This is a genomic window from Enterococcus malodoratus ATCC 43197 (assembly GCF_000407185.1).
GTDB lineage: Bacteria > Bacillota > Bacilli > Lactobacillales > Enterococcaceae > Enterococcus_A > Enterococcus_A malodoratus.
In genome coordinates, this window is record NZ_KE136482.1 from 870,203 (window position 1) to 882,417 (window position 12,215).

Genomic DNA, 12,215 nt, shown 5'->3' on the forward strand with positions numbered 1-12,215 from the left:
GTGACTATCTAGTTAAAAATCGCTGAAAAGAATTCTTCAAACGCGTTGTAACTTCCTGTTTGCGGAATCGACTTTTCAGATTTCGGTGTCTCTTTTGTTGCAGGCGTTTCTTTTTTCGGTGTTACTTTCAAAGGTCGAATCGTTTGCTTCTCATTGTTCAAGTCGAAATGATCCGCATACTTATCGGTATGTTTTTCATCGTTAAAGACTTCATGAGTCACAACCAACTTCTCGCCTTCCTTCAGATTGTATTTCTTCGCGTAATATTGGAAGTCCACGTTGAACTCTTCGTTGCCTTTTGTCACTTTTCGAGAATCATTGATCGTTTCCAACACTTCAGAGTTGCCTTCTTTTTTGGTAGAACTTTCAGGACTTGTTGTACTGTTAGAAGTTGTGGTACTTGTCGTCGTCGATGTTGTTTTTGTCGTGCTTGATGTGCTGCTTGTTGGTACTGTTTTGGTTGATTCCGAAACTTTATGCAGCTTATGAACCCAATGCTTCGTTTGACCGACTTGTGATTCAGGAAATTCTTGATTCACTTTATCTACAAGTTTTTGATCTTTCGTCGCATCAATCTCTTGCTTGCCATCGACGTTGGCGAACAAGGTTTCGATTTTCGGTTCTTCTTTTGGTGTTTCAGGAATTTCAGGTGTTACAGTTTGCTCTTTGTTGGTTAAATCCACGTGCTCAGCTGCTTCTTTTTCTTTATCTGATTCATCTAGTTCAGCCAGTTTTTCAGTCCACACATAAGACGTATTTTTATCGTCTTTCGATGTGTCTACAAGCGTTTCAATGACTTTTTCCATTGTCTCTGATTTAGCAACAAAATCTTCGTCTGCTTGATAAACTGGTGTAGCATTCTTAATATCACCATTTTGGATTCTCCAAAGTGTAATCTCTTTAAGGCGATACTTCTGTCCTACCTCAAGACCGGTCAGTTTTGCCACATCTTTCATTGGCGTATCTTTCCCTGGTGTGAATGTATCCTTACCGTTGACTGTCGCTTGTGTAGAGATTTCAGGTGCTTTGACTAAATTATTCGTGATCATGAGTTTCCCTAAAGAAATTTGATTCGAACCTTCGTTGATCTTGCTTTCTTCAACGGTCAGAGTTTTGATTGGTTCTTTTTGACCTCCTTCAGTCACTGTCATGTTGTACGTACGCTTTTCAGCATCAAAAGTGGATTTAAGAATCAGATCCTTCATCTTTTTGTAGCCGTCAGGCGCTGCTACTTCAGAGATTCGGTAATCGCCATAAGGGAACTCTTTAAAGCCCCAATAGCCATCATAGCCGTTCGCATCTGTTTGTGTTTCAACTTCTACAACGTCACCCTTTGTAGGATCAATAGGCGTCAGCGAGAACTTGATCCCATTGTAGCCAGAATTCACGTTTCCTGATTTAGACTGCAAGTATTTGAAGCCATCGATCGTTAGTTTGATCACTTTTTCTTGTGATGTCACATCAGAGGCAACCACTTTTGTGTCTTGATCCTTGTACTTCAGTTCAAATTCACGTTTTGTTGAATCAATTTGGTACCCTTCGGGGGCTTTTGTTTCTAACCAATAGTAGCCGTTCAATGCTAAGTGTTTCACCCCAGCCGTTTGATCTTTATCGTCGATACGAATAACAACAGAATCATCTTCTGTCTTCACTTGAGTTCCGTTCGTCAACTCAGGTTTTACGCAGTCTGTCCATTTCACTGGGTTGCCGTCTTTATAGAACAGTCCGTATTCAGCGCCTTCAAATGAAGCTCGCCCTTGTGTGTCTTTCTTCGTTTCTGCATCTTCTTTCGTCAAAACAGAAGATCCCGTCACTTCCTGGTTTGTTCCCTTGTCGTTCACTACAACAACCGGTGTTTTTTGATCTTTGTATTCGATCTTTACGGTCACTGGTTTAAAGGTGTTCGCAAATCCATTTGCGGCCGTTTTTTCTGATACATAATACGTTCCTAAAGGCAGCTTGTTGCTAGAAGTAGCAATCCCTTGATCGTTCGAGGTGATTGTTTCTACTACCTTCCCGTCTTTATCTTTTTCACGAATCTCAAACACGTTTCCAGCACGAGAATAGTTACTATTCCACGGTTCCTTTCCACTCTCAACGCCGGATTTCTCAATGACGATCTGTCCAGTAGCTTTGACGTTTTTAGCTGTTACTGCCGCTGTTTCACCAGCTTTTACAACACCTTCATAGGTGTCGCTTTCGCCAATCGCTGAAGCGAGTACATAGGGGCTAGGTACAGCTGTTTCAGTGATCTTATATTTCACCCCACTTGGAATATCTTTGATTGTAACTTTACCATTACTACCAGTCTTCACCGTTTTCTTTGCTGGGGCATTAGTCCCTTCAAATAAAGCGTCAAAGCTTGTGTTTGGTAAATATTCCCCACTATCTTTATCTACCTTACCAATCTCAATCTCTCCATATAAATCAATATCCCATTTAACAAAATATTTTGTTGGATCGGCAATTTTTGGCGACACAACTGTTTGCGAATTTTCTTTCGTCCAGACGATAGGCGTTCCATATGCATAGTTTTTAATTGCTGTATAGGTTCCTGTTGCTTTCGTCGGATCTGTAGGGGTTGCATTTGCTGACATACCATCTGAAGCAATTTCAAACTTTACATTCGCATCATTTGAAATAATACTGTCAAACGCACGTAGATCTACTCCACCACTATCTAATTTTTTCGTTTCACCATATTTTAGTTTAACCGTTTTATTGTGAAAATCGGGTAGTTTCTTGTAGTTATCTACTGCATCCATTAATTTTTTTTCTAGTTGAGGATACTCGGGAATCCCATCAATCGAGGTGATATCCAGGTTGTATTTTTTGATATATTGCCAAGTTACAGCTCTTGATGCCATTTCTTCATGTTGTGTTTTGTTTGGAAAAACTGTTTGCCAAATACATGACGCAATAAGTGCGTCCCCATCAACCTCAGTTGATTCAATCCCCTCGTACCCATCTGTCCATTTACCACCAACTAAAGGTACCCCTGGTTGAATACAGAAGACCATTTCATTGCGGCCGTCAGGATAATGAACTGCAAGAGAAGCAGTCGTATCCGTCCATGCAGCACCATTCTTTGTACCCCTCATAGTGTACAAATTATCCGTGTCGTAAAACACTCTCCCTGGCAGCGATTGACTTGTTGTTTTAATTTGAACGTTCTTATCTTCTTTTGCTTGGGCAGTTCCTTGGAATAAAAAGCTGCTTATTCCAATTAAAATTAAACTAAGTAATCCTGCTAATTTGAATCTCTTATTTTTCATCTCTTTCCCTCCAAATAAAAAAAAGCCACCTCTTTTGAGTTAGCTTAGTGTCAGTCATAAATATCCTTTATGAGCTATCAAAATAAATTTTATTGTCCATCATTATTCCTCCCTATAAAATATTTATATAAAAAAGACCTTGTAGAATAATTTCTACAAGGTCTGAATTATCGTTTGTAATTAGATTTGTCTATAACCAAAGCCTGTTGATCCGGTTGGTGTCTCTCTTGCGTATTTATCAATAAACGCTTTTGCTTCACCTTCAGTTGCAAATTTCTTTTGTCCTGGTTTCAGGGCATAGGATTGATCTTCATCAGCAGGAACGTTGTACCAGACGGTCCAGGTTAATTGTTGTGATCCGCCACCGTTTCCTCCATTGTTACCGCCAGTGTTAGGAGTATCTTTCCCTGAGTAGAAAGCCACACCTTCATATCTCCAGCCAGCCCTAACCAAGTTGTTTTTCTCACTTGCTAATATGGTGAAATGATGGGTACCTGATTTCGCATTTGGGTTATATAAACGATAAACCGGTGTCGAACCACCAGATTTCCACGATTCCCCTTCATAGCGCCAGCCTTTTCCTTTTAACATATTTACTTCGTTCATGTTCAAAGTGTAATGATGATCTCCCCCGTTATTCGGGTTAAACATCCGATAAACTCTTGCTCCTTGACTAGGTGCTTCCCATGCTGTGCCTTCGTTGCGCCACCCTGCGCGAACCACGAATGGGATCTCGTTGCCATTTTGGGTATACAAGTGTTCTCCTGTGTTTGGGTTATACGCACGATACAACGTTGATGCCTCAACGTCTGTGGTACTTGCCAAAGCAACCCCTGTAAATCCTAATGCCACTACTAAACCAACAATCCACTTACCTAAACGACTCATTTTCATTTTGAAATCTCCTTCTTAACTATTTTTTTGAAACACGGCTCTTACTTTTTTTAAAAGTTCGATCACAAGCACGTCATTTGCCTTTTCCAAGAACAAACACTCTCTTGCTTCATAATCAATCGTTGTTAATTGATCCAGCATTACCTTACCTGTTGTTTTCATCCCTAGCTCTTTGGGAATAGCCACGTAAAGTGGATATACCCGCTTTGTTGTAGTTATTGGCGCAACGATGACTACATTACTATTTGCTGCAACAATATTGTGACTTAGAACAATATACGGTCTTTTTCCTGTCTGCTCATGTCCAGCTCTCGGCGCTGCGTTCAACAACAATATGTCTCCCTGTTTAGGTACATTTACCATTTCTCATTACCTACGGCTTCTCCAAGATCTTGTAAATCAACTTTTTGTCTTCCACCGTGATAGTTTTCAAAGAGTTCTTCAATAGTTGGGTCTTTCGCTTCGTTTTCAGATTGAATCACTAAACGTCTTCTACCGTCAACCACTTCAATTTCCATCTGAACCTGATCGTTTTCGTGGAGATTCATTGTTTTCATAATGCTTTTCGGAATTCTCATTCCACTACTGTTTCCCCACTTGAGAATTTTTAGAACTTCCATACACGTGTCCTCCTTTGTTGATACTTACAGTGTATCATAAACAAAAAAGATTGTATAGCCATAATTATACTTTATTGAATTGTTACCGCACGCCCGTCGCGTTCGGCATTGAATTGCCCCATCGTAACCCAGGCTCTTGCGCCTCGATCGTATAACATATTTTTACCACCACTGCCTGCGCCTGCATTTGCTGAATAATACAATGGATCATAGACTAAGAATTTCCCGTTATTGTACCCAGCGATCACTTTTGCATGATTTCTATTCTTATCGGAATTCTTCTGGTACGAAGAAAAGCCATAATATAGAACGGGTTGACCATTCAACACACGATTAATAATTTGTACGGTATTTGATCCTGAAATATCTACTGTATTTCCGCCATAGGTTTTACCATATGCTGCTAACGCATTCGGTTTGATCACCCAATCGAAGCCAGCGCCAGTATACACATTTCCTTTTTGGCCATTCGGATTACTTGGATACATTGGCAAGCGGTCTTGCATCGTTCTTAGGTTTGGTCGGATATTCTTTGATCCAAGGATCATTGCTAACGAAGCAGACGCACATCCCCAAGGCGCCTTCACAGGTGTGTATTGGCTAACATAAGGAACACTATTGATGATGTTCGTTGATTTAGCAGGAACCGCGCCACCAGTGACAGACCAAGAAACGCCTTCGTACCGCCACCCACGTCTGACCAAATCACTTTTTTCAGATTCTAACAACGTATAATGATGGCTGCCAGCGTCTCGTGCATTTGGATTGAACACGCGATAAACTTTTTGGCCGCCGTTTGGTACTTTCCAAGCGACACCTTCATAGCGCCAGCCGGCACGTTTGATTTTGTCGATTTCCTTCGAATCTTTGGTATAAAAATGCTCGCCTGAGTTCGGGTTATAGGCACGGTACAGATTACTACCGCTGCCATCAATTTGCATACTAATGCCTTCATAGACCCATCCTAATGACATTAGATTGTCTTTTTCGCCACCGTTTAACGTGTGTAAGTGTTCTCCTGAATTCGGATTGTACACGCGGTAAACAGGTTTTAGACTTGCTGCTGCATACGCTTCGACAGGAAGTGACGCGCTGCGTGCATCTTCTTCGGCAATCTCACCAGTTTCTGGATTGGGAGCCATAACCTCTTGTTCAGGTACCGCCCTTACAGCAGGATTGAGATTGGTCACATCTGGAGTTTCGGGTTGTTCAGCTTTCGGCTGGTCGCTTTCTGACTGGCTTGATTGCGTTTGACTTTCTTCGGTTCTATTTTTTCGAGTTTCGCTTGTTTCAGTCGTACTGGTTTCTGATTGGACTGTTTGAGACGATTGTTCAAGGACATTTTCCGCCTGAACAATTCCTCCCAGCCCTAAGGGAACCGTTAACAAACCAATAACTAATAACTTCCAACACTTCTTTTTCATATTCTCCCTCTTTCCTAATACCATGACCTTACTGATCGTTATTTCAAAAAAATCTTTTTATTCAATTTGTTACTTTCTTTTAGCTTTGAAGTAGAAACTACCGATCACGCTAGAAGCTATCACTCCTAAGAAAGTACACATCAAAGACTCTCTGAAGCATTCACCTGTCTGAAAAGTTGTCTAAGATTTGATACTAACACCACTCTGCTATCTGTTTTGATTGTTTTAACAGATACCTCGTCTTTGGGATTAACCATTAATACCCTTTTATCATTTAGTAATTCATTATTCGATTGGACAATACTTTCTTGTTTCATTCTTTCCCTCCTTGAAGTTTTACGCTTGCTAGCTAAGTTGATAATTCATCTAAGTTTTTCAATATTTTTTCCTCTACTAAATCAATTTTATATCCAAGTAACTGAACTATCTCTACAAACTCCCTATCTCAGCCTTCGGGCATCAAAAACTGTTTACGATTTTTGTCGATAATTCCGCTCATTTTCTCTATAATCTCTTGTCTCTTAATTTCATCTCTAGTTTGCTGATACAATCGGTAGTAACCTCGTAAATAGAGTAATGGATGACCCTACGTGGATCCAACTAGACTTTTCATTGCTAAATCTCCTTTCCTCCGTTAGCGGACGTATCCTCTCTGAACGTTAAAATTCCACCTCAAAACTGTGTTAGACTTAAGATGTACGAAAACAGCCTCATGAAACATTTCTCTGAGAACAAATCTATACAAAAACTAAAATTGAAATGGAGTTGGAATTATGAAATTAGGTTTTATAAAGTCAAATTTTCCAAATGAGCGTCGCGTCCCTTTGTTACCTGAACATATCAAGCAATTCGCCAATTCAATTTATATCGAGAATGGTTTTGGTGACTCGCTAAGTATCCCTGATGATAATTATCGAAAAGCAGGTTGCACTATTTTAACCCGTTCTGAAATTTTTGCCTCTTGTGAGGGAATCTTCTCTCTCAAACTCCTCCAACCATCTGATTACGACTTGATTCGTCAAAATCAGATGATTATTGGTTGGACTCATCCACTGGGATCAGGTAAAGAATTTATGGAGACTCAAGCAATTCCTAAAAATCTCTATATTCTTGATATCGATAATCAAAGACCCATGATGTACTATCAGGAAAATGCTTATCCTACACAGTTGATTCCTAGAAACTTCGTTTATCAAAACAGCTTCTATGCTGGTTATGCCGGAGTATTACATGCTCTCTTGAATTTTGGCTTATTACCAAATAGTAATTGTGAGATTGCTATTTTAGGGTCCGGAAATGCAGCTCAAGGTGCTTTCCATGCGATCTCAAAAATTTCTTCTTCTGTCCGACTTTTTTATCGAAAAACACTTCCGCAATTCAAACAACAACTTTCTAAATACTCGATTATCATTAACGGCATTGAAGTGGGCGATTCGGGTAAGCCCATTATGACTATTGCAGAGCAAGGGCAGTTAAAAACGGGGGCCTTTATTATTGATATAGCAGCGGACGCTGGAAATGCAATTGAAGGAAATCAGACAACGACCGTACCTGATCCGATCTATCAAAAAAATGGTATTTATTACTATACTTTACCTAACACGCCTACCTTCGCTTACCGAAATGTCAGCCAAATCCTAAGTGAACAATTTAGTAAGTACATTTTCAAAAATGATATTTCAGTCTTCATTGATGAAATTGAAGACAAATAGTAATGTTGAACAATAGTTCAACTCCACTGGCAATATTTTTCAAATCTTATTTCAGATATTATTGCTAGGTTGAGTAGCCGACTCATCTGATGTTCGTTAGAACATTTATAAACTTCTCAAAAATATACGTGTTATACTAATGCAGAGCTAAAGAAACAGTCGAAGTACATCATTTTAGCTCTAAGCCAGTTGCGGAAACAGCTGGTTTTATTCATCCTTCATGGTCCTTATTACGTTTTACTTACGTTGTTCCTCGTATTCACATTAAAGGGCTTTTTAATGTTATGGTTATTGAATACCACGAGGATGTGAAAACAATGATTAACTTTTATCCTGTACACGTTTATGTTTCTAATTACCGAATGTACTCTTCCCTAGAAAAGGCCCACTTCAATAATTCTAAATCCAAAAATATTACAAGTATATTTGCCGTTTTAAATTTGAAGGAAATCAAATCAATGAAAATGAATCTGTTTATCTACGACATTGATATCAATAGTTTTGATACAATGAAAAGCGCTGTGAATAATTGTAAAAAAATTATGAATAAATAGGTCCTGTCTTTTACACTGAGTTAACTGCTCAGTGTTTTTTCTTCAATAAACTGAGTTAGTTGGTTTATTAAAACTATCTTTTTACCCCTTTAAAAAAATTGCTTGTGGTAAAAATAATTCGCAGAAGGTGAGTATCTGTGTCCATTGAATTAGAACGTTCTCTTGAATTAAGAAAGATGCACTTAGAAAAAGAAGATCAAGAGTGTAATCATGAGTATGAAAAAGAGGTTTTTAACGATATTCCCACTGGAGATTACGCTTGTAAAAAATGTGGTAAATCTATTTCTAAATCCTTTTACATTGGACTAATGAAGGTTAAACAAGCACTAGATTAGTTTAATGCTTCTTCTTTATTGACTTGGGTTACCGGATAGTTCCAGATAGTTCTATTCAATTATGTTACACTCAACAGAAGAGGTGATTTTTATGTTAAGAACACAAATTGATGTTATTTCTTTAATGAAATCAGTTTCATTGCGCGTAGCTGATTCTTTCGACAGCGCTTCTGTTATTGCAGAATTTAAAACTCCTGAAGAATTGCTAGCATATTCAGAAAAAAATTTTGATTTCTTTTCTGAGGAATTTCTAAAGTCCTTCCGTAAAGATTTTCAAGACGCTTATGTCACTGAGATAATCAAACAATTAAAAGAACAAAGTGTGTCCTTTAATTAGACTCTAAAGCAGAGTCTTTTTTATTTATGCAACTTCTGCCTTGATTCCCGTCGTTACTAGACTTTTTATCCTAATTTGTATAACCTTATTTAAAAGGGAGTGATTCCGTGTTAAAAAGAGTACTAACATCAATTTGGGTAACATTCATCTATCTTTTTGTCTCCAACCTTGGCAATTTGTTCTTCGGAGTTAGCAAAACTTTCAGTTGGACGACAACTCTGTGGGAATCTCTATTTTTCTTTATCTTTGTATTTTTACTTTTGCAGTTTAAAAAGAAGTGATATTCTCCTATTCTCCGTTAGCATACTTTCCATTTAATTTCTGATATCATGTTAGTGAAGGTGTCAATGTGAATTTTTTTTATGTTTTTTTCAGCTTCTTGACTAGTTTAGGTATTCTACTAATGATTTATGCTTTTTATCGTGACTTCAAAAATTTAACTTTACTTCAAAAGATTTCACTCATAATCATTACTATTGGCGGGACAACTTTCCAAAGCTTTGACACTAAATCGTCAAATCGTTCAATCAGATACGCTTCCGTATCGTTTTCTAAAAGCCAATCAATTTCTATTTTCCAAACTGCTCCTTTTTTCGCTGCGTTAAAGATGTGCCCTTGGAAATCTTGTGGAATAGCTATGAAACATTCTTTGAGCTCAACAACAATCGCTGTAAAAACTGTTTCATCTATACCGCAATTCTGTTCATAGAAAACAATTCTGATAATGTCTCCTGACTTAAGTTGTTCACTCTTCGTTAACGCCTGCTGCATCATTCGATTTTCTCCCTCAAATAAAAATCCGTAATTTCTAATTGTAAATGTTTCTCAAACTTCAGCTGAACATAAATCTTGTCAATTTATTTGTGATCTCATAAGAGCACTTTCGATAATCTTTGCGAAAATATAGGACAGGATCGTACAAAAAGCAGAAACTATATAACCCGTGCCGACAAAATACAAACCAATAGTTAAAACAGCGCTAAATACTGATAAAAACTTTGCGTTTCTCAAATCTTTTCTTAACTCCCTCATAGAAACACGATTGATCATTTGAACGAGTTCATGTCTTTCCGAAGGCTTTTTGTATGATGTATGCATTTTCTATCAACTCCTCTACAACTTCATATGGATAAACTTTTTTCTTTGAATTCTTATTCTGTTGATCTACTAACCAATCAAGCTTTTCGCTCGTTCCTTTTTTGAAGACAAATTTCCTTCGCGGATTCTTAGTAGGCAAGGTGGGTCCTCCTTCACTATAGGGTGGCCCCTACTTTTTCTTCTTCATACGAGGTAACACTAATTCGCCACGATTGATATTCACGTCATCAGTGACGTAGCAGCGATAGCTGCCGTCAACTGCTAAAACAACCTGCTTAATAGGGATTTCTGTTTGCTTTTTGTACTTTGTAACTAAAACAATCCTCTCTAAGTTATAAATGGATTGACCGTCTAGTACCTCATTTTCAAATAGTGACAAGCTCATGTTTGGCATGACTTTGATTGCTACCATGATATTCTTTTTATCCCAAATCGGATCGACTGTTTTTCCGATTGGAAGTGTGATCGTTTTTCTTTCTCGCATTGGTATGCTCCCTTCTTAGTATCCTGGATACATAGTGTCTAGTTAAACGTTTATTGTTTACTAAATAATTGTGTATTCGTAGAACAAAAAGCTTTCGCAGATTTTTACAACCGGAGAAATCTAACTCCTATTGAGGCCGGATATTGTAAAGGGCCACGATAAAATGTAGGAAAAGGGCCATCGAAAATGTAGGTTAGATTTAAAATCTGATATTCTTTTTCATGAAACCATTCAAGGAGAGTGACTCATGCGAAAAGATGTCTTAGAAGGAGTCTTACGACACATTATGAACGATATTCAACCTAACTATGCAGCCATGGCCAAGCAATATAATTGTGATTACCGAACAGTCAAGCGTTACTATGAAGCTGGAACTAAAGGGGAAGTAGAACAGATCAAAAAGAGACAATCTTCTGCTCCTCTTTTATTAAGCGGTTTTGAAGAAATTATTAAAGATAAAATGGAGTTAAGCTGTTCCGCTTCTTCAATTTATTATTTTATTAAGAAAAAAGGATATCAAGGTGGCTATACCACCGTCAAACGATATTGTCGGAACTATCGAGAAAAGCGTGTAAAAAAGGCAACCATTCGAATTGAAACGACGCCAGGTCTTTCTGCTCAAGTCGATTGGAAAGAAAATATTAAGATGGTGAGTAAACATGGTGAAGTCTTTTACTTCAATCTTTTTCTATATATTCTAGGCTATTCTCGCATGAAATACTTAGAGGTAACCTTTGATCGAACCCAAGCGAATGTCTTCAATTGTTTGGTCAATGCGTTTGAGTACTGCGGGAATGGTGTTCCTCAAGAAATTTGGTTTGACAATATGAAAACAGTTGTTGATAGAAGTAAAAGCCAATTTGGTCAAACCGTTTTTAACGAAAAATTTCGTCAATTTGCTAAAGATGCTGGATTCAATCCGATTGCTTGTCGCCCTTTTCGTCCACAAACCAAAGGCAAAGTTGAAGCTTTAGCTCGTACTGTTAACCGCTTAATGGTCTTTAACTACGAGTTTGAAAATGAGCAGGAGCTAAAACGAATCGTCTATGAGTTTATGAATGACTTAAATAATGAACGTTCTCAAGCAGTGAATAATCATCCCTCTAAGCTTCTTATAGATGAACAATCGGTGTTGCGTCCTTTCAATCGTTTAGAATTAGTCAGATATGTTTCTAGAACCCAACACGTAATTAGAAAAGTTTCCATTGAATCCATGGTCCAATATCAAAACTCAAAGTATTCTGTTCCCGTGAAATATATTGGTAAAGAGGTAACTTTAGATGTCCGTAAGGACAGTCTATTCATTTGGTATGGCCATCAATGTATTCGCTCGCACCCATTAAGCAAAAAAACCTTAAATTATCAACGTGATGACTCTCTTGAGATTCTTCGATCTGATGTCTTCAAATACTTAGAAGACGAAGAGTTGGAGCGCTTTGTAGAAGAAAATTTAGATGCTTACGATGAATTATAAGGAGGCTC

At 38.0% G+C, this 12,215-nt stretch carries 13 protein-coding genes; 4 read left to right on the forward strand and 9 right to left on the reverse strand.

Going from position 1 to position 12,215, the window contains the following annotated elements:
- Positions 1-8 precede the first annotated feature (8 nt).
- The 6 genes from I585_RS14050 to I585_RS23240 all read right to left on the reverse strand — a co-directional run bounded on the left by I585_RS14050 (position 9) and on the right by I585_RS23240 (position 6,530).
- Positions 9-3,275, reverse strand: coding sequence for a SpaA isopeptide-forming pilin-related protein (locus tag I585_RS14050; RefSeq protein WP_010742447.1), 3,267 nt, complete (start codon positions 3,273-3,275; stop codon positions 9-11).
- 180 nt (positions 3,276-3,455) lie between these two features.
- Entirely contained in the window at positions 3,456-4,169 is a 714-nt protein-coding gene (locus tag I585_RS14055; protein ID WP_010742448.1) for a hypothetical protein, read from the reverse strand.
- Between the two features lie 15 nt (positions 4,170-4,184).
- Positions 4,185-4,532: a type II toxin-antitoxin system PemK/MazF family toxin gene (locus I585_RS14060; protein WP_010742449.1), complete on the reverse strand. Its 348-nt coding sequence runs from the start codon at positions 4,530-4,532 to the stop codon at positions 4,185-4,187.
- Positions 4,526-4,789, reverse strand: a complete 264-nt coding sequence (locus I585_RS14065) for an AbrB/MazE/SpoVT family DNA-binding domain-containing protein (RefSeq protein WP_010742450.1) — start codon at positions 4,787-4,789, stop codon at positions 4,526-4,528. Before I585_RS14065 ends, I585_RS14060 begins: the two co-directional genes overlap by 7 nt.
- Positions 4,790-4,860: 71 nt before the next feature.
- Positions 4,861-6,213 carry a C39 family peptidase gene (locus I585_RS14070; protein ID WP_010742451.1) on the reverse strand — a complete coding sequence of 451 codons (1,353 nt, stop codon included), beginning with the start codon at positions 6,211-6,213 and terminating at the stop codon, positions 4,861-4,863.
- A gap of 140 nt (positions 6,214-6,353) precedes the next feature.
- Positions 6,354-6,530, reverse strand: coding sequence for a hypothetical protein (locus I585_RS23240; RefSeq protein WP_010742452.1), 177 nt, complete (start codon positions 6,528-6,530; stop codon positions 6,354-6,356).
- Positions 6,531-6,986: 456 nt separating this feature from the next.
- Between I585_RS23240 and I585_RS14075 the strand changes: the two genes are divergently transcribed.
- From I585_RS14075 to I585_RS14090, 3 genes are all read left to right on the forward strand, one after another.
- Complete coding sequence (locus I585_RS14075; RefSeq protein ID WP_010742453.1) at positions 6,987-7,925, forward strand: Rossmann-fold NAD(P)-binding domain-containing protein; 939 nt, start codon at positions 6,987-6,989, stop codon at positions 7,923-7,925.
- 691 nt (positions 7,926-8,616) lie between these two features.
- Positions 8,617-8,814, forward strand: a complete 198-nt coding sequence (locus tag I585_RS14085) for a hypothetical protein (RefSeq protein ID WP_010742455.1) — start codon at positions 8,617-8,619, stop codon at positions 8,812-8,814.
- Positions 8,815-8,905: 91 nt separating this feature from the next.
- Positions 8,906-9,151: a hypothetical protein gene (locus I585_RS14090; protein WP_010742456.1), complete on the forward strand. Its 246-nt coding sequence runs from the start codon at positions 8,906-8,908 to the stop codon at positions 9,149-9,151.
- Positions 9,152-9,598: 447 nt separating this feature from the next.
- Here the strand turns inward: I585_RS14090 and I585_RS14095 are convergent, their stop codons facing one another.
- The 3 genes from I585_RS14095 to I585_RS23695 all read right to left on the reverse strand — a co-directional run bounded on the left by I585_RS14095 (position 9,599) and on the right by I585_RS23695 (position 10,733).
- On the reverse strand, positions 9,599-9,925 hold the full coding sequence (locus I585_RS14095) for a hypothetical protein (protein WP_010742457.1): 327 nt from the start codon (positions 9,923-9,925) through the stop codon (positions 9,599-9,601).
- 286 nt (positions 9,926-10,211) lie between these two features.
- Positions 10,212-10,388 (reverse strand): hypothetical protein, encoded by a 177-nt coding sequence (locus I585_RS23435; RefSeq protein ID WP_016249952.1) that lies wholly within the window; start codon positions 10,386-10,388, stop codon positions 10,212-10,214.
- A gap of 30 nt (positions 10,389-10,418) precedes the next feature.
- Complete coding sequence (locus tag I585_RS23695; RefSeq protein ID WP_010742459.1) at positions 10,419-10,733, reverse strand: hypothetical protein; 315 nt, start codon at positions 10,731-10,733, stop codon at positions 10,419-10,421.
- 247 nt (positions 10,734-10,980) lie between these two features.
- Here I585_RS23695 and istA point away from each other — a divergent pair, with 247 nt between their 5' ends.
- On the forward strand, positions 10,981-12,207 hold the full coding sequence (istA, locus tag I585_RS14105) for an IS21 family transposase (protein WP_010741239.1): 1,227 nt from the start codon (positions 10,981-10,983) through the stop codon (positions 12,205-12,207).
- Positions 12,208-12,215 lie beyond the last annotated feature (8 nt).